17 protein-coding genes and 1 pseudogene are annotated in these 17,813 nt (G+C 59.9%); 10 read left to right on the top strand and 8 right to left on the bottom strand.

Translation table 11 applies throughout. The annotated features are described in order from the left end of the window. Positions 1-130: 130 nt before the first annotated feature. From OIS53_RS11105 to OIS53_RS11085, 5 genes are all read right to left on the bottom strand, one after another. Positions 131-481 (bottom strand): hypothetical protein, encoded by a 351-nt coding sequence (locus OIS53_RS11105; RefSeq protein WP_264678641.1) that lies wholly within the window; start codon positions 479-481, stop codon positions 131-133. Between the two features lie 44 nt (positions 482-525). Beyond that, the gene (gene uvsE, locus OIS53_RS11100) at positions 526-1,566 is read right to left on the bottom strand and encodes a UV DNA damage repair endonuclease UvsE (protein WP_264678640.1); all 1,041 of its coding nucleotides are present in this window, start codon (positions 1,564-1,566) and stop codon (positions 526-528) included. Between the two features lie 419 nt (positions 1,567-1,985). Then, on the bottom strand, positions 1,986-2,663 hold the full coding sequence (locus OIS53_RS11095; RefSeq protein WP_264678639.1) for a carboxypeptidase-like regulatory domain-containing protein: 678 nt from the start codon (positions 2,661-2,663) through the stop codon (positions 1,986-1,988). A gap of 115 nt (positions 2,664-2,778) precedes the next feature. Continuing rightward, positions 2,779-3,441, bottom strand: a complete 663-nt coding sequence (locus tag OIS53_RS11090; protein ID WP_264678638.1) for a hypothetical protein — start codon at positions 3,439-3,441, stop codon at positions 2,779-2,781. 198 nt (positions 3,442-3,639) lie between these two features. Then, complete coding sequence (locus OIS53_RS11085) at positions 3,640-4,890, bottom strand: metallophosphoesterase (protein ID WP_264678637.1); 1,251 nt, start codon at positions 4,888-4,890, stop codon at positions 3,640-3,642. A gap of 112 nt (positions 4,891-5,002) precedes the next feature. Between OIS53_RS11085 and radC the strand changes: the two genes are divergently transcribed. The 10 genes from radC to OIS53_RS11035 all read left to right on the top strand — a co-directional run bounded on the left by radC (position 5,003) and on the right by OIS53_RS11035 (position 14,979). Next, a complete protein-coding gene (gene radC, locus OIS53_RS11080) occupies positions 5,003-5,767 on the top strand; it encodes a RadC family protein (protein WP_264678636.1) in 765 nt (254 codons plus the stop codon). A gap of 288 nt (positions 5,768-6,055) precedes the next feature. After that, entirely contained in the window at positions 6,056-6,673 is a 618-nt protein-coding gene (locus OIS53_RS11075; protein WP_264678635.1) for a DUF1684 domain-containing protein, read from the top strand. A gap of 253 nt (positions 6,674-6,926) precedes the next feature. Beyond that, positions 6,927-9,425, top strand: a complete 2,499-nt coding sequence (pheT, locus tag OIS53_RS11070; RefSeq protein ID WP_264678634.1) for a phenylalanine--tRNA ligase subunit beta — start codon at positions 6,927-6,929, stop codon at positions 9,423-9,425. A 142-nt stretch (positions 9,426-9,567) separates the two neighbouring features. Next, positions 9,568-9,864 carry a hypothetical protein gene (locus OIS53_RS11065; protein ID WP_264678633.1) on the top strand — a complete coding sequence of 99 codons (297 nt, stop codon included), beginning with the start codon at positions 9,568-9,570 and terminating at the stop codon, positions 9,862-9,864. Positions 9,865-9,897: 33 nt separating this feature from the next. Beyond that, positions 9,898-10,188, top strand: coding sequence for a cell division protein ZapA (locus tag OIS53_RS11060; protein ID WP_264678632.1), 291 nt, complete (start codon positions 9,898-9,900; stop codon positions 10,186-10,188). Positions 10,189-10,335: 147 nt separating this feature from the next. Next, positions 10,336-12,039, top strand: coding sequence for a ribonuclease Y (rny, locus tag OIS53_RS11055; RefSeq protein WP_264678631.1), 1,704 nt, complete (start codon positions 10,336-10,338; stop codon positions 12,037-12,039). 335 nt (positions 12,040-12,374) lie between these two features. Continuing rightward, on the top strand, positions 12,375-13,133 hold the full coding sequence (locus tag OIS53_RS11050) for an outer membrane beta-barrel protein (RefSeq protein ID WP_264678630.1): 759 nt from the start codon (positions 12,375-12,377) through the stop codon (positions 13,131-13,133). 65 nt (positions 13,134-13,198) lie between these two features. Beyond that, positions 13,199-13,762, top strand: coding sequence for a Crp/Fnr family transcriptional regulator (locus tag OIS53_RS11045; RefSeq protein WP_264678629.1), 564 nt, complete (start codon positions 13,199-13,201; stop codon positions 13,760-13,762). Between the two features lie 69 nt (positions 13,763-13,831). Continuing rightward, positions 13,832-14,251: a RidA family protein gene (locus OIS53_RS11040; protein WP_264678628.1), complete on the top strand. Its 420-nt coding sequence runs from the start codon at positions 13,832-13,834 to the stop codon at positions 14,249-14,251. 350 nt (positions 14,252-14,601) lie between these two features. Continuing rightward, on the top strand, positions 14,602-14,979 hold the full coding sequence (locus OIS53_RS11035) for a hypothetical protein (protein WP_264678627.1): 378 nt from the start codon (positions 14,602-14,604) through the stop codon (positions 14,977-14,979). On the opposite strand, the gene OIS53_RS11030 is transcribed toward OIS53_RS11035, so the two are convergent. The 3 genes and pseudogenes from OIS53_RS11030 to OIS53_RS11025 all read right to left on the bottom strand — a co-directional run bounded on the left by OIS53_RS11030 (position 14,914) and on the right by OIS53_RS11025 (position 17,749). Beyond that, positions 14,914-15,756, bottom strand: a complete 843-nt coding sequence (locus tag OIS53_RS11030) for a hypothetical protein (protein ID WP_264678626.1) — start codon at positions 15,754-15,756, stop codon at positions 14,914-14,916. The two genes, OIS53_RS11035 and OIS53_RS11030, sit on opposite strands and share 66 nt — an antisense overlap. A 125-nt stretch (positions 15,757-15,881) precedes the next feature. Continuing rightward, a pseudogene (locus OIS53_RS20495) lies at positions 15,882-15,977 on the bottom strand (succinate--CoA ligase subunit alpha); the annotation flags it as partial. 44 nt (positions 15,978-16,021) lie between these two features. Further along, positions 16,022-17,749, bottom strand: a complete 1,728-nt coding sequence (locus tag OIS53_RS11025) for an IPT/TIG domain-containing protein (protein WP_264678625.1) — start codon at positions 17,747-17,749, stop codon at positions 16,022-16,024. Positions 17,750-17,813 lie beyond the last annotated feature (64 nt).

Below are 17,813 nucleotides of genomic sequence, written 5' to 3'. Positions count from 1 at the left end.
TGTAGCAGGTAAGCGTTGGGGCGGTGCTGCTTACTGGCAACGACTATACACGAGGTAAGAATAAAGCCAACATTCCAGGAAGCAGGCTGCATTATCGAGCTGGCATTCCGACCAATAGCTCAGTCAACTCCTAAGACTTGTCCCCATCCTGCTCCAGCTGCCCGCCGGCGCGGAGCAGCCAATCTGCCAGTTGGGTGAGCGAGGGGCGAATGTCCTGCGGAGCTTTGGCAGCCACCTGCGACGTCTGGGCACCCAGCATACTTAGCGAGCGGCCAATGGCCGGGCCATCCAGCCCGTTCTTCATACTCAGCATGGATTGCAGATTGCCTAGCTCCCGGTCAATATCCTGAAGGGCTGGCTCCCCGCTTTGTTGCAGAGTTTGCTGCCATTGGTCGATGGTGGTGTGGGCAGTGCTGAGCGGAATGCTCGTCAGGCCGCCTTGCAGGGCAGTGAGGGTGGTGGTGAGTTGGTCGGTTGGCATAAAAAGGAGGTAAGCGTATGCAGGGCCGGTAAGCCGGCGCCCACTTAGGAGGCAGCGGCTTCGTCGGCGGGTTGGGTGGCAGCGGAAGCTTCTGCGACTTTGGCAGTTTTGCGGCGCGGCTTTTTGGGGGCCGGACCCTCAGTAGCAGCCAGCACTTCTTTGGGCGTGGGCGGCGCGTAGCCAGGGCGAGCGGGCGGCAGGAGAGCCAGCTCCCGCATGATGCCGCAAGCCTTATGGGCGCTAACTTCCTTGTCCTTGATTTCAAGCATGATGTCAGCGTCCAGGTCGCCCAGATCTTGCAAAAAGCTGCGAAACAGGTCTTCCTCAATCGAAGCCACATGCTTGCCCCGACGCTCACCCGGCGACTGGGAGCTGTAGTCCATCATCATCACGCCGTCGCGGGTGGGGTGCCAGGTGGCGGCGGCTAGGCGCAAAGCCTCGGGCATAGGCTCTCCGTTGTTCAGGCATTCGTGGTGGAAATTGTCGAACAAGATGGGCGTGCCCGTGGCCGCGTGCAGGCGTAGGCAGTCCTGGAGGCTAAACAGCCGGTCGTCATTTTCGACCACCAGCCGCACCTGCACGGCCTCCGGCAAGGTGTGCCACACGCTGATAAACCGCTCAATGGCCGCGTCCCGGTCGCCGTAGAGGCCGCCCAGGTGAATTTGCAGCTTGGCAGTGCTGTCGAGGCCCATCAAATCCAGCATGGAGCCCTGGTACACCAACTCCTCGATGCTGCGCTGCACAATGTCGGGGTTGGGCGAGTTGAGCACCACGAACTGATCGGGGTGGAACGACACGCGCATGTCGTGGGCTTTGATATAGTCGCCAATGGCCCGGAACTCGGCCGCAAAGCGGGTTTGCCAGGGGTAGGTGTTGATAGGGTGGGAGCCAAACGGCACAATGCCCGACCCAATCCGGAAGAACAGCAGCCCGTGCTCCACATTATACTCCAGAATGCGCTGCAAGCAAGCCAGGTTATTGGCCACGGCCTGCTCCACCCGCTCGTCGGAGTAAGAAGCCAGCCGAAAGGTACTCGTGGACGTGCAGTCCAACGATTCATTCACACAAGGATATCCAATTCGCATACCTCAGCTTACGCAAAGCAGTAGGAAGTAGGTTGTTCCTGGCGGCAGACTTCTCGCCGGAGGCGAGGCGTCTGCCCGCCGACGAATGGGGCAAGTCTCCCGACTTGCGGCCGCGCAGCGGCCATTCGGTACCGCGCCACGTGAACGGTGGATAAGAAGATGTAACGCGAAGTTTCACTTCGCGACGCGTTAGGGCGTTACCACACGATTTTGTTCTGACGCCTCGCGAAGTGAAACTTCGCGTTACATCTTCTTATCCACCGTTCACGTGGCGCAGTTCCGCATGGCCGCTGCGCGGCCGCAAGTCGGGAGACTTGCCCCATTGCTATGGCTCGAAGTCACGCCGCCTGCGGCGGCTAAGACTTCGGCCAGAAGCCACTTTGGCCAAAAGCCGTTCTTAAGTCCCCAAGACCCTAGCTTCACTCATACCCGCGGTTGTCCTTGAAGTTCTTGTTGTAGCGCTGGCGGGCCTGGCGGGCTTTTTCGGCGGCTTCCTGGGCGCGGATTTCCTCCATCTTGCGGCGCTCTTTGCCTTCGCGCGAGAACTGGTCGTAGAGCAGGCTCACAGGGCTTTGCAGGGTAGGCGTGGGAGCCTTGGGCGCCGTTGAGTCGACGGGGAACAGAGGTTTGGGGGCCGGGGGGCGCTTGGCGGCGCTGGCCGGGGCGGTGCTGGGGCGCTTGATGTTGCGCAAGGCCCGGTTGATAGTGGCACGGTCGGGGCGGCCCTCCTGCACCCGCACTTCGCTTAGGCGCACGGTGTCAGGCTGCAGGCGAATCTGCACGATAAGCTGGGAAAGACCGGTGCCGCCCAGCGGCAGGCGCTGCGCCTTGAAGCCCACGGCCCGAAACAGCAGCGTGTCGGTAGAGGCGGCCGTCACGTCGAACTCGCCTTCCGGCGAGGCCACCACGCCGCGGCCCGTGCGCTGCACCACCACCGAGGCCCCCGGCACCGGCCGGCGCGTCGCCGCTTCCGACACCGAGCCCGTAACGCGCACTTGCGCTGCTGCTCCGCCTGCCCATAGCAGCAAGGCTAGCAGCAGCCCGCCGCGCCACCGCGGCCCCAAGGCGTTGCGTATCTGTACCAGAAACCGTGTCATCAACTGCAAACTAACGCACACCGGGGCGGTAGTGTCGCAAGAGGGAGAAAGAAAAAGCCCGCACCGTTGCAGGTGCGGGCTTCAGGACAGGCAAAAAAGCAGCCAACGGGCAGGCTTACTTGATTTTAGTTTTGTCGCCTTCTTCGGGCTTCATCTTCACGGTGCCGTCGTCACCGTCCATCTTCATCTTGTTGCCCTCGGCGTCTTTGATTTTCACGTCGCCGTCGGCTTTTATTTTCACTTTCGAGCCGTCGTCGTTTTTCATCTTCGAGCCGGGTTCCATGGCAGAAGTAGGAGTGCTACCCGAGTTGTCCATCGAAGACGACGAAGACGAGCTCATGTCGCTGCCGTCCATGAAACGCTCATCATAGTAATTGGTACGGCTCGACTCGTAAGTCGTATACGATTCGGCGGGCAGGTAGCCTTTGAATTCGCTGTCGGTTTCGGCGTACACCGTGCGCATTTCGGCGGCCATGCCGGCCGTGTCGGCCGTGTACTTGGTGCGCAGCTCACCCATGCGGCGGGCGCGGTTGTAGTAGGTAGTCCGGATGCGCGACACCACGGCCGTGTCCGTGATTTTCATATCCGAGGCCATCTGGTCGGCAATGCGGCCGGCCCGGTTGCGGTACTCCACATCCATGTCACCGGCCGAGGCGTTGGTCGACGAGGACGATTCGGTAGTTGTGGTGGTCGTAGTGGTTTCGGCCGTCTTGTTGTCGGAGCACGAGGCTACGGTGAAAGCAGCGGCGGCAGAGAGCAGCAGCAAGGTCTTTTTCATGGGTACAGTAGGCTTGAGAGAGAAATGGAGAGAGTCCCAGAACCGGGAATGGCGCGTATACGCACCGCCTACTGTTGTGGTTGTTGGATTAGAAATGAGAAGGTGAGACATGAGAGGTGAGACTCTGTTCCGCTGGCGCTGACGTCAGCCCGAAGTCTCACTTCTCAGGTCTCACCTCTCTCACTTCTACAGCTATAATTACGCTCTGCGCAGCTCGAACACGGTGATTTCGGGGAGGAAGCCGACGCGGCCGGGGTAGCCAATGTAGCCCAGGCCGGCGTTGACGTAGAGCAGCTGCTTGCCTTTCTCATACAGCCCGGCCCACTGCTTGTAGGCGTATTGCACGGGGCTCCACTTGAAAAAGGGCAGGTTGACGCCAAACTGCATGCCGTGGGTGTGGCCGGCCAGCATCAAGTCGATGTCGGGGTAGTTTTGCACCTGGGCGTCCCAGTGCGACGGGTCGTGGGAGAGCAGAATCTTGAACGGGGCGGCGGGGTCGGCGGCGGCGTGGGCTTTGGCCAGGTTGCCGTACTTAGGGAAGCGCATCTGCGCGCCCCAGTTCTGCACGCCCAGCACGGCAATCTTCTCGCCGTTGCGCTCCACGGTGCGGGCCTCGTCCAGGAGCAGCTCCCAGCCTATTTTGGCGTGGTTTTGCTTGAGCCGCTCCAGGTTGGCCTCCTTGGCCTCGCGGGACGGCCACTGCACGTAGTCGGCGTAATCGTGGTTGCCGAGCACGGAGTAAATGGGGTAGGTTGATTTGATGCCGGCCAGCGTGTCGATGTGGGGCTCTACCTCGGTGGCGAGGTCGTTTACCAGGTCGCCGGTCATAAACACCAAGTCGGCGGCTTGCTGGTTGATGAGCTGCACGGCCCGTTGCAGCGGCTCCCGGCTCTGGAAGGAACCCGTGTGCAGGTCCGAAATCTGTAGCACCTTGAAGCCGTCGAAGGCGGGCGGCAGGTTAGGGAAGCGCAGGGTCACGCGCTTCACGGTGTAGTCGGTGCCGCCCTTGAACATGCCCCAAATCAGAGCTACGAATGGCACGGCTCCGGCCAGCAGAGCCAGGCGACTCAGAAACTCGCTGCGCGTGATGCCCGCGCCGGCCGTGGCCGCCGATGCGGCGGGCGTGGTGAAGCGGGCCAGCGCCCAGCGGCCGGCGCGCACCAGGTCCTCGGGTAGCAGAAACAAGAGCACCACCAGCTTGGCGGCCACAAATATCAGCGGCAGGCTGCCCAGGTAGGCTTTGTAGGTGGCGGGGTCGGAGCGGCGGGTACTGATGGCCCAGATGCCCAGCGCCCATACGGCCACCGTAATCAGCCAGTACAGAATGCCGGCTACCCGGCGCACCACGGGCGAGGCCCCGGTCAGGGCCGTACGCACCGCCTGAAAGCCGTACCATTCGGCCAGCACCAGCAAGCCGACAAACAGAAAAGTCATGAAAAGTCGATACATAGAGGAAAAGCAAAGCCCCGCCGAGAGGTGCAGGTAAAGCGCGGCAGCCCCCCAGCTGACGCAGATGCGGGGTTTTTATTTTAGATTTTGGGGCCTACAACAACGGTGCCCCATGCAAGAGTTTGACAATCTGACCGAAAACCTACCCAGTCCCGCCGCTGCCGAAGCCGCGCCCGTTCCGTACGAAGCCGCTACTACGTTAGGTATCAAGAGCTGGGCCGAGGAAGACCGACCCCGCGAAAAACTGCTCCAAAAAGGCCGTGCCGCCCTTTCCGACGCCGAGCTGCTGGCCATTCTGCTGGGCTCGGGCACCACCAAGCTCTCGGCCGTGGACGTAGCCAAGCTGGTGCTGCGTGCCGCCGACAACGACCTGAACACGCTGGCCCGCTTCTCGGTGAAGGAGCTGATGCGCCAAAAGGGCATTGGCGAAGCCAAGGCCATAACCATCGTGGCCGCCCTGGAACTGGGGCGCCGCCGCAAGGAAACCGATACGCCCGCCCGCCCCAGCATCGGCTCCTCCCGCGACATCTACCGCGTCATGCGCCCCCACTTGCAGGACCTGCCCCACGAGGAGTTTTGGGTGGTGCTCCTGAACCGGGCCAACGTGGTGATGCGCACCGTCAGCATTAGCCGCGGCGGCGTGGCCGGCACCGTCGCCGACCCCAAGCTTATCTTCAAGGAAGCCCTGGAGCAGCTGGCCAGCAGCATTATTCTGGTGCACAACCACCCCAGCGGCAACAAGAACCCTTCCGCCGCCGACATTGCCCTCACCCGCAAGCTCAAGGAAGCCGGCCACCTGCTCGACCTGCCCGTGCTCGACCACCTCATCTACACCGACCACGGCTACTTCAGCTTCGCCGACGAGGGAATGCTGTGAAAGTCAATTAAAAATTGAGAATTAGGCGGTCATGCAGCCCGTCATGCTGAGCGTAGGCGCAGCCGGAGTCGAAGCATCTCTCCCGCTTCATCCTCACGTCAGAAGTTAGCCAGCGGGAGAGATGTTTCGGCCAGCTCAGCAGGACGGGCTGCATGGCAGTTCTGGTGTTGTAAGAATTCACAAAGGCGCGTGGACGCGGATTAGTGAGGCCTTCTATTGAAAGTAACGCTTGCCCCCACGAACGTACCTTTGCACCGCAATCTTTAATTCTCAATTTTTAATTGATACATGCGTATCAACCCCAAACTGTTCATTGGCCTGGGCTTGCTGGCCGTGCTGGCGTATTTCCTGCAAGACCTCGTGCTGAGTGATGACCAGTACGCCCTGCGCCTCAAGAAAGAGCGCCAGCAGAAAAACGAGCAGTTTCGCCGCCACGACTCGTCGCCGCTGCCCGAGGAGCTGCACGAAACCTTCGACAGCCTGCGTTACTTCGCCCCCGATCCGCAGTGGCGCCTGCACGCCACGCTCCAGCGCCTGCCCCCCGGCGACACCCTCAGCCTGCCGCTCACCGAAGGCGGCGCCGATAAATACACGCGCTTTGCCCGCGCCACCTTTGAGTGGCGGGGCCAGCCTCAGCAGCTCACCTTGCTGCGCCGCGTGAGCAAGACCGATTCCACGCTGTTTGTGCCCTTCACCGACCGCACCAACGGCCGCACCACCTACGGCGGTGGCCGCTACCTCGACATAGCCACCCCCGGCCCCAACGACGACGAGGTAACGCTTGATTTCAACCTGACTTATAACCCGTACTGCGCCTACGGTGCCGCCTTCGCCTGCCCCATGCCCCCGCGCGAGAATGCCTTGGCCATTGAAGTGCCGGTGGGGGAGAAGAGCTATAAGGACTGATGGCTGGAGCACGACTGTAGCTGCGCTGGCCTTCGGTTGTAGTTCACGCTTGGGCTGGCTAAAAAGGATGTAACGCGGAGTTGAGCTTCACAGGTCGTCAGGACGATGTGGTACCAGGCGTTCTGCCGCCTCGCGAAGCTCAGCTTCGCGTTACATCTTCTACTGAAGCCCTGTTTCGAGCCGCTGGCCCAAATCTGTACCTTTGCTTACCGTGGGCCTGGGGCCCGCCCCTCTTATTTGTTTTGCGTAACTCATGAAAATATCCCTCGACTGGCTCCGCACGCTTATCCCCACCGACAAACCCGCTGCCGAAATCGGGCAACTGCTTACGGGCTCGGGGCTGGAGGTGGAAGGCATTGAGGAGCTGGAAAGCGTGCCGGGCGGCCTGCGCGGGGTGGTGCTGGGCACGGTGCTCACCTGCCAGAAACACCCCGACGCCGACAAGCTCAGCCTCACCACCGTGGACGTGGGCGACGGCCAGTCCCGCCAGATTGTGTGCGGCGCCCCCAACGTGGCGGCCGGGCAGCGCGTGGTAGTAGCCCTGGAAGGTGCCACGCTGCACCCCACCGAAGGCGAACCATTCAAAATCAAGAAGTCCAAAATCCGCGGCGCAGCCTCCGAAGGCATGATTTGCGCCGAGGACGAAATCGGCCTGGGCACCAGCCACGCCGGCATTATGGTGCTGGATACTGACTTGCCCAACGGCACGCCCGCCGCCGAGTACTTCGGCCTGGGCTCCGACTCGGTGTTTGAAATCGGCCTGACTCCGAACCGCGCCGACGCGGCTTCCCACTACGGCGTGGCCCGGGAGCTGCGCGCCCTGCTACACCAGCCCTGCCACTTGCCCGACATCAGCGGCTTCCACGCCCCGGCCGAAGCCGCTGAGAACATCCACGTCACCATCGAAGACCCGGAGGCTAACCCGCGCTATGCCGGCCTGCTGCTGACTGGCGTGCGGGTGGGTCCCTCGCCGGAGTGGCTGCAGCGCCGCCTGCGCAGCATTGGCCTTTCGCCCATCAACAACGTGGTGGACGTCACCAACTTCGTGCTGCACGAGCTGGGCCAGCCCCTGCACGCCTTCGACGCCGACCAGATACGCGGCGGCCAGGTGCGCGTAAAGCGGGCCGCAGCCGGCGAGAAGTTCACGACCCTGGACGGCACGGAGCGCACCTTGCAAACCGGTGACCTGGTTATTGCCGACGCTACTGGCACGCCCATGGCCCTGGCCGGGATATTCGGGGGCCAGGTGTCGGGGGTGACGCCGGGCACCACGCGCGTGTTTCTGGAAAGTGCCTACTTCCAGCCGGCCGCCGTGCGCCGCTCCTCCCAAACCCACCAGCTCAAAACCGACGCCTCTTTCCGCTTCGAGCGGGGCACCGACCCGCACATGGTGCCCGTAGCCCTGAAGCGGGCGGCCCTGCTGCTGCAAGAAGTGGCCGGCGCCACCGTGGCCGCGCCCATCGTCGACGAGTACCCGGTGCACATTGCCCACACGCCGGTGCGCCTGCGCCTGACGCGGGTAGAAAAGCTGGTGGGCCAGTACATTGCCCCGGAGCGTATCCGCCAGATTCTCACCGACATCGACATTCTCATTGCCGAAGAGAGAGGTGACAAGTCAGGAGTGAGAAGTGAGACCAATGAAGTGAATGATATTTCTCACTTCTCACCTCTCACCTCTCACCTCTCCCAGGAATGGATTCTGTCGGTGCCTCCGCACAAGGTGGACGTGACCCGCGAGGCCGACGTGATTGAGGAAATCCTGCGCATCTACGGCTACAACCACGTGGCCCTGCGCCCCCACAACTCGGCCTCCTTCCTGGCCCGCTTCCCCAACCCCGACCCCGAGGTGGTGCGCCAGAACACGGCCCGCCTGCTCAGTGGCCAGGGCTACTCCGAAATCATTACCAACTCGCTCACCAACTCGGCCTACTTCGAGACGGAAGGCCAACGGGACCAGACGCTGGTGCGCATCCTGAACTACAACAGCGCCGAGCTGAACGTGATGCGCCCTGCGCTGCTGCCCAGCGGCCTGGAAGTGGTACGCCATAACGTGAACCGCCGCCAGCGCGACCTGAAGCTTTATGAGTTCGGCAAAACCTACCACCAGCAGCCCGACGGCCAGTTTCAGGAGAAGAATGTACTGGCCCTGTACCTGACCGGCAACGCCACCGCCGAAACCTGGCAGCACAAAACCGAAAAAACCACCTTCCACCAGCTGGCCGGAGCTGTGCAGCAGGTGCTGGCTTCGCTGGGCTTTCCGCAGCCCACCTCCCAGCCCGTGCAGCACCCCTACCTGGCGGGCGGGCTCACCCTGCTGGCCCAGAACCAGCCGGTAGCCCACGTGGGTGCCGTAGCCGGACCCATGCTCAAGCGCCTCGACGTCAGCCAGCCCGTGTGGTACGCCGAGCTGGACTGGGACTGGCTGATGCGCAAGTACCGCAACACGCTGGTGGCCCGTGAGTTGCCCAAGTTCCCGGAGGTGCGCCGCGACCTGAGCCTGGTAGTCGACAAAACCGTGACCTTCGACCAGCTTCAGCTTATTGCCCGCCGCACCGAAAAGAAGCTGCTTCAGCACATCAATGTGTTCGACGTGTACGAAGGCGAGAACCTGGGCGCTGGCAAGAAGTCGTACTCCGTGAGCTTCCTGCTCCAGGACCCCACCCAAACCCTCACCGACCAGGCCATCGACGCCGTCATGCAACGCCTCATCCAGCAGTTTGAGCAGCAAGCCGGGGCCCTGATTCGGAAGTAAATTGGTTTTTAGTGGGTGGTTTTTGGTTATTGGGCTGGTTAAGCAACTAGTGACCGTATTGCCGAGCTTTGGTGCGACAACCTAACAGAAAACGGAAAAGCAAAAGCCACCAACCAAAAATCGTCAACCAAAAACCAAAAAAATGGCTTCCTCCCAGCAGCTTGCCCAACTCGACCGCCTGGAGCGGCAGGTGACCACCTTAGTGGCTGCCTATCAGCAGTTGCGCGAGGAGCTGGCCGATGCCCACACCACCATTCAGCAGCTGCGGGCCGACGTGCGCGACCGGGAGCGGCAGCTGAAAGACTTCCAGAATCAGGAGAATATTGTTAAACTTGTCAATACCATAGCAGGAGAACCTGCCAACGCCAACGAGCTGAAACTTCGCCTCAACGAATACATCCGCGAAATAGATAAGTGCCTTGCCTATTTGAGGGAGTAACGACAATCATCCAACCCCACCTACTGCAGCTCCATGAGCGAACTATCCATCAAAATCCGCGTTGCCGACCGGGACTACCCCATGCGGGTAAGCCCCCAGGACGAGGAGCGCCTGCGCCTGGCGGGCCGCCTTCTCAACGAGCGGATCAAGGAGTTTCGGGAGCAATACGGCATTCAGGACAAGCAGGACCTGCTGGCCATGATTGCCCTTTCCACCATGGCCGACCGCCTGAAGGTCAGCAAGGAAAAGGACGGAACCGATGCAGCCCTGACCGAGCGCCTCACGCGCCTGGACGAGCTGCTCTCCGGAGTGGTGCTGGTCTGAGCCCCTAATATGGGGGTTCCGGCTGGGCCGGATGATGCGAGTACGGCAGCCCGTTGCGGGGCAGAACAATCGGTTCTGCCGGCCGCGCGGGCGTTGTTGCAGAGCCTCTGTGCTATGGGAGTTCCTTTCTTTCAACCCCATAGCCCCATGTCCTCATCTATAACCTTGTATATCGTTTTTGCCGCCGTGCTGGCCTTGGTGGTTGGCGTGGTAGTAGGACGCTTGCTGGCCGGTAAGGCCCGGCAAAACCACGAAGCCGACGCCAAAAACCGCGCCCAGCAGCTGCTGGCCGAAGCCGAGCAGCAGGCCACCCGCCTCCGCGACGAGCGGATTCAGCAGTCCAAAGACAAGTTTCGCACCCTCAAGCAGGAGTTTGAGCAGGAAAGCCGCCGCCAAAAGCAAGTGCTGGAGCAGGAGCTGGCCGAGCGTCGGGCCACCGTGGTAGAGCAGGAGCAGAGCATCAAGCAGCTGACCCTGACCACCCAGAAGCAGCTGGAGCAGATTCAGCGCAAGGAAAAGGAGCTGGAAGCCACCCGCGAACGGCTGGAAACCCAGGCCCAGCAGCAGCGCGAAAAGCTGGAAGCCCAGGAAGAAAAGCGCCGCCAGGCCGTAGAAACCCAACTTGCCAAGCTAGAGCAGCGCGAGCAGGAAGTGGAAGAAGAGCTGCGCCAGCGGGAGCAGGAACTTACCGAGCAGCAGCAGCGCGTGTTGCAGCAGCTGGAAAATATTTCGGGCCTGACGGCCGCCGAAGCCCGTGAGCAGCTGGTAGAGTCTCTGAAAAACGAGGCCCAGATTCAGGCCAGCTCCTACATCAAGGACGTGGTAGCCCAGGCCAAGCTTACGGCCACCAAGGACGCCAAGAAAGTGGTGCTGGAAACTATTCAGCGCACCGCCGCCGAACATGCCATCGAGAACTGCGTGTCGGTGTTCAACATCGAGTCCGATGACGTAAAAGGCAAAATCATCGGCCGCGAGGGGCGCAACATCCGGGCCCTGGAAGCCGCTACCGGCGTCGAAATCATTGTGGACGACACGCCCGAGGCCATCATCATTTCGGGCTTCGACCCGGTGCGCCGCGAGGTGGCCCGCCTAAGCCTGCACCTGCTGGTGAAAGACGGCCGCATCCACCCGGCCCGCATCGAGGAAATCGTAGCCAAGACCCGGAAGAACATCGAGGAGGAAATCGTCGAAATCGGTGAGAAAACCATCATCGACCTGGGCATCCACGGCCTGCACCCCGAGCTGATTAAGATGGTGGGCCGGATGCGCTTCCGCAGCAGCTACGGCCAAAACCTGCTCCAGCACTCCCGCGAAGTAGCCAACCTGTGCGCCACCATGGCCGCCGAGCTGGGCCTGAACGTGAAGCACGCCAAGCGGGCCGGCCTGTTGCACGACATTGGCAAGGTGACCACCGAGGAGCCCGAGCTGCCCCACGCCATCCTGGGCATGGAAATGGCTAAGAAGTATAAGGAGCACCCCGACGTAGTAAATGCCATCGGCGCCCACCACGACGAAATCGAGATGACGGCCATGATTTCGCCGCTCGTGCAGGCCTGCGACGCCATCAGCGGTTCCCGCCCCGGCGCCCGCCGCGAGATGATGGAAAGCTACATCAAGCGCCTGAAGCAGCTGGAGGAAACGGCCAGCTCGTTCAAGGGCGTCAACCAGTGCTTCGCCATCCAGGCCGGCCGTGAGCTGCGCGTGATGGTAGACGCCGAGAACGTGACCGACGAGCGGGCCGCCGAGCTGAGCTACGAAATCTCCCAAAAAATCGAAAAGGAGATGCAATACCCCGGCCAAATCAAAATCACGGTTATCCGGGAGATGCGCGCCGTGGCCTACGCCAAGTAACCGGTAGCACACGCTTCAGCTTGTGCCCGAAAGGCCAACCGCCCCCGCAACGAAAGTTGCGGGGGCGGTTGGCTTTTCAGACTTGGCTGGCGCGAGTTTAGCGCAGCGTAACTCGTGCCGAAAATGACGGGAGGCTGTGCCTCCCCCGCCAGAACGATCCACGCCTGGCACCACATGGCCCAGTCCCGGCTTGCCGCTGGCGCGGCAGTGGAGGCGCAGCCTCCACGTCATTTTCGGCACGAGTTACGCTGCGCTAAACTCGCGCCAGGGTCAACTTACACAACGAAACGGCTCGGCTGTCGTTTTCAGCCCGACTGGCCTTCTTTTCGTTGTTTATGCTGCTGTTGCGCTACGTATGCCTGTTGCTGCTGCCCGTGCTGGCCAGCTGCTCGTCCTTGTACTTTCCGCCGCCGCCCCAAGTGCCGCTGCTCACGCAGAAAGGGGAGTGGAGCGGCTCCCTGCAAACCAACTTCAGCCAGAACACCAGTGCCCAGGGCGCCTACGCCTTCACCGACCACCTGGGCGTGATGGGCTCGGTGTCGTTTCTGCATTCCGACAAGAAGCAGTCCTTTTTTGGCTCCCGCAACAACCGGGAAGCCGTAGACCACGACTTTGGCGAGCTGGGCCTGGGCTACTACACCCGCATCCGTGACAAGCGGGTGCTGGAGGTGTACGGCGGCTATGGCGGCGGCCGCAGCAAGCGCACCGAGTTCAGCCGCGAAACCCGCGTGAATACCCTGGCCCTGGAAGGCACCCTGAACAAGTACTTCGTGCAGGTCAACTACACTTCCAAGGATAAGAAAACCTACCACGTGCTGGGCCGCGACTGGCCTGTAAGCTACGGCACGGCCCTGCGCGCCAGCTACGTCACGCTCACCAACTTCCGCCGCGACGGGCTGCCCGCCCCCGCCGAAGACAACATCTTTCTGGAGCCCATCACCTACACCCGCATCGGCCTGCTGGGCCCCATTGATTTTCAGCTTATTAGCGGCAGCAACTTCGGCCTCAAGCACCGCAAGTTCCTGAAAGCCGCCAACTCCGTGTTTCAATTCGGGCTGGTGGTGAACGTGGGTGGGGAGAAAGGCGGGAAGTAGGCAGAAGGCTTTGGGCCTGGGAAAACCGGGGCCGCGTAAGCCGTTTGCAAAACCAGCGGAACATTATGCAGCATCGGCTACGAGAGCATCTAGAAAAGATAGTCCCGCTGACGGACGCTGAATTTGCATTCGTGTGCACCCATTTTGTAAGCAAAAGGTATAAAAAACACCAGTTCCTTATCCAGGAAAATGCCCCGGTGCAGTACGTATACTTTGTGGTGTCGGGGTTGCTGAAGCTGGTGTACACCGATGATGCAGGCAAGCCGCACCTGCTTTCATTTGCAATGGAGGACTGGTGGGAAAGTGACTTTCAGGCGTACTACACGCAAACGGCCGCTGTATTTTCGCTGGAATGCCTGGAGGATACGGAAGTTTTGTGTTTGTCGCTGGCCAGCTACCGCGCGCTCTGTGCTGGCCTGCCCAAGATGGAGCGTTTCTTCCTCGAAAAGTCAATCCTGGGCTCCATTGCCGCGCAGCAGCGCCTGTTGCTGCTGCTGACCACCACGGCCAAGCAGCGCTATGAGCAGCTACTGAAGCAGCAGCCCGCGCTAGTGCAGCGGGTTTCCAAAACCCTGCTGGCTTCCTACCTGGGTGTGTCGCGCGAGACCCTAAGCCGGCTCGCTCCTTAAGGTGACTTACAGCACACGATATTAGTGAGGTAGAGCACACCCGGCGCTGTTTCATTCTGGCAGCTTTGCATGGCAAACCTAACCAGCAAAGCGAAACAAATGGAAAAGCGAGTAATCAACCCGTGGCAATGGCAGGACGAGCGCAGCTATGTGCAAGCCGTTGAGGTAACGCAGGCGGCGGGCACCCTGTACTGCTCCGGCCAGACTGCCATAAGCGCGGACGGCCAGCCAAGCACCGCCGACATGAAAACCCAATTAATTCTGACCCTGCAAAACCTGGAACAGGTCATTAGTGCCGCCGGGTACGAGCCGAAGAATATCGTGCGCCTGAATATCTACACCACCTCATCAGCGGAATTGTTCACGTGCTTCGACACCCTTACCGCTTGGGTAGCCAGGCACGGAATAAAACAGGCCACTACCTTACTCGAAGTGAAAAGCCTCTTCGAGACGCTGAAAGTTGAGCTGGAAGCTACTGTTGTGAGGTAGTCACGGAACGCACTTGCGGAAGCGGGGAGTGATGGAACGCACTCTGGCCAGCAACGGCTATAGCTCTTCGACCTTCAGCTCCAGCTCGTAGTTGTAGTCAGGCATCGTGCTGGACGGATTGTGCTGGCGCATCGAGGCGTAGAAATCCGGCAGGCGCTGCCACCTAGGCCCTAATAGAAAATAGCAGGCATGAGAAGCAGGAAATAGGCTACAGGCGCACGCAGCACGCAGAGGAAACAGCAGCATAGTGACAGGCCGCCTCGTAGGTAGAAGGCAGCCTGTCAAGAGGAGCTGCAATACTACATGGAATACAGCCCCGGCAGTACCCATACCCCGCCAGCACGCACGGCATGGTACCACCACTGGTGGCAGCGGGGTTCTGGAAAGTGCAGCTAGCGGCTCTCGAAGAAGGTAGTGAGGGGGCGTTTGAAAAGGCCGCCTGTCGTGCCCAGATATACCGTATCGCCGAGCTGGGCCAAGTCCGTAAAATCGGCTTGGTTCAATCCATCATTCTTGAGCAGACGCACGCGGTACGTATTGCCCTGCCAGCGAAGCGTATACAACGCGTTTTCCTGAATGCCGTGTGTAATACCCACGATACTATCGCCAACCGGATGAAAAGTGCTGAAAACAAAGAAATCTGGTATGCCGTTGCGCAGCTGTCAGGTTTCACCATTGTCGGCAGAAATATAGACGCCGTTCTGACTGTCGTCGTTCATGGCGTATAGTATGCCTTGGTGTTTAAAGTAGGAGCGAATGCCGGTTCCCGGAGCAGATACCACCTGCTTCACTACCCCTTGTTCAGTTATTTTGTAAATGCCCTGGTTTATGACATTCACCAGAAAATAATCGTCGATGGCGGCAATCGAGTAGGAGTAACCATTGGACAGAGGCACGGTAAGAATCCGGGACGTAACCGTAACGGGGCCTCGGCCTCTTGGCCAATTTGGATCCAGGGAAAGCCGGCTCAACACCAAACGCATAACCCGGTCAGCAGGAGTTGCTGTTGTATAGCCCACCAGGGCGTAATTATTACGGCTGATAGCGCCGAATGCAAAGTATGGGCTTGCCCAAAGGTTACTGAACTCCACAGCCGACGGGTCAAGGCGGCGCAAGTCAATATCGGCGGGCATGTTGCTGGGAGGTATATAGGTAGTCGGGTATGCCCGTAGCACTAGGTTGTTGCCCGGTACCGGCTTCAAATAGAATGCTGCATTCATCGGAATGCGGTTTTTCAAGTCATACGGTAGGGGCTCAAATAGTTGACGAACCGCTCCGTAGTAACCTGGTCCTTCTGGGCCTACGGCGCCCGGTAGTGGCGTAAGCCGCCCCAGATACCCCAGCTGCTGCAAGTACAGCGAGGCCGCATCCTGCGTCATCTGCACGATAATCTTCTGGCTGCCAGTGAGCTGCTTTACCTCGGCCCAGCTGTAGGTTTTATCCTGTACCACAATTCTCTCAACCTCCTTGGTGCAGGCCGTTGCCATCAGCAAGCCGATGGCCACCAGAGTTATTCTACTGTTTATATGCATAGTTATTGAAAATGTATCAGCTAGGTAAGAAAATAGTTATACAATAAAAAAGCTCCGGTAAGTACCGGAGCTTTCTCACTGTCCTATTCGCGGTGAAACTACTTGCCGCCCAGCACGCGCAGCACAGTGTCGCCGATTTTGGCGGGGAAATCTACCACGTGAATGCCGTATTCGCGCATGATGGCCATTCTGGCGACTATGGCGCCGAAGCAACATTACTTTACGATGGATAGGAAAGCTACTGCTTCAAGAATCGAATCATGCGCTGTTCCCCCTGGCTGTTTACTTGCAGCAAATAGCTGCCTTGTGGCAAGGAGGCGGGCAATGTCAAGCGTTGGCTAGCGGGTAGTGTCACTTGGGGCAGTACTACGCGGCCTGTTAAATCGTGTAGCGTGACCTGAGTAGGGCGGGAAGAACCAGTGGCTACAGTCAGATAGTTCTGAGCCGGGTTCGGATAAACGACTAGCTGGGGCAATCCTTGCTTACGCTGGCTTGACGTGACGGTGAAGTTCGTAATACCGACGTCATCGATATTGATTCGCGGATTGGTGCTGGCGTTCAAATTGGAGCTGCTGAAGCGCAGACGTACGTTGCCGCCCCGGTTGGCCGTGAAAGAGTAGGTGGTGAGGTTGGGAGTCAGCACCGGCGCCGGGCCAGTCAGCAAGCTGGTGTACGTCACGCCGCCGTCAGTAGAAATTTCCGGCAAGAATGATACGCCCGTTTCGGTGCTATACGTGGCCGCGCTTACTGTCACTACACCGGCTCCGTTGGGCTTGTCAACGTCCATTTCCACGAATCCACCCCCACGCAGGCGCGCCGACTTGCTGCCGTTAAACTTGTCGGCCCCAGCCGTGGTGCCTATCAGGGCTTCGCCAAACGTCCAGCCCCCACTAGCCAGCGCCACGGAGGCGGGAGTGTAGCTCGTCTTGGTTCCTTGTTCGAAATTTTCAAAGAAGGGCGGAGGAGAAGCCGTAACCACAAAAGGAGTAGCACTAACGGCCGCTCCATTCTTATTGGCTAGCGTGATGAGCCCTGTGGTAGCACCGGCCGGCACGACGGCTGTAATTTGTTCTCCGCTAGGTGTTGGAGGTATCAATATGGCCTGTGTACCATTAAAAGAAACAGTGGCGCCACCGCTGAAGAGGTAAAGGTTATAGCCTTGGATGGTAACTGCGGTGCCAACCGGCCCACTGCTAGGCGAAAAACTGGTAATGATTGGAGCCGTAGCCAGTATATTAAACATTTGCGGGGCGGAGTCACCGCCACCGGGCAGAGGATTCTTAACGATTACCCTGGCCTGAACGGAAGTAGCGCGGGACGGAAGTTGAACCAAAGCCCGCAGATGTGTCGATGATACGTAAGTAGTGCTGATGATTCGAGTTAAGTCCATACTAACGGTAGCGCCGGGCACAAATCCGCTGCCATTTAAGTCCATAACAATGGGCGGGCCGTGGCCGCCCGACGAGGGTGAAATGCTGGTGAGCACCGGCACTGGGTTAGGAGTTGGAGCCGCCGTAACGGTGCCGCTGACGGCTACGGTCCGGGAAGCGCTGCCAGTGTTGGCTACCGTTACGGTGCCAGTAAAGCTGCCCAGCGTGTTTCCGGCCAAGCGCACGTAGAGCGGCACGTTGGTAACCGTACCACCCAGTTGAGTCAGGACTTGGCTTGAGCCATAGGGCCCATTTTCCAACCAGGCAATTTCAAAGCCCGCTGAAGCTGTAACCGTGACATCACCCGTTAGGCCAGTGCCGTTGATTAAAATGGTCTGATACGCCGAAGGGGTACCGGCAGCCGTAGTGAAGGCCGGCAGCGTTGCGGGGGAAACAACCAAGTCGCCGGCCAGCCAGGCAGTAGTTGAAAACGGCCTGTTCGTTTCGGCGCTTGGCGGCTCGGGCGCAGACAGGGAAGTTGCTGCCACGTTTTCTGCCCACAGTAAGCAAGATGCGAGTAGAAGTTTTTGAATCATAGATGAAGAGGTTGAAAGAATTGTGCGTAAACTACTCAAAGAAGAGTGGCTAAATACTGTACTA

This window comes from Hymenobacter sp. YIM 151500-1 (assembly GCF_025979885.1).
Classification (GTDB): domain Bacteria; phylum Bacteroidota; class Bacteroidia; order Cytophagales; family Hymenobacteraceae; genus Hymenobacter.
The sequence above is the reverse complement of the archived record's forward strand: the minus strand, read 5'-3'. Positions and strand labels throughout refer to the sequence as shown.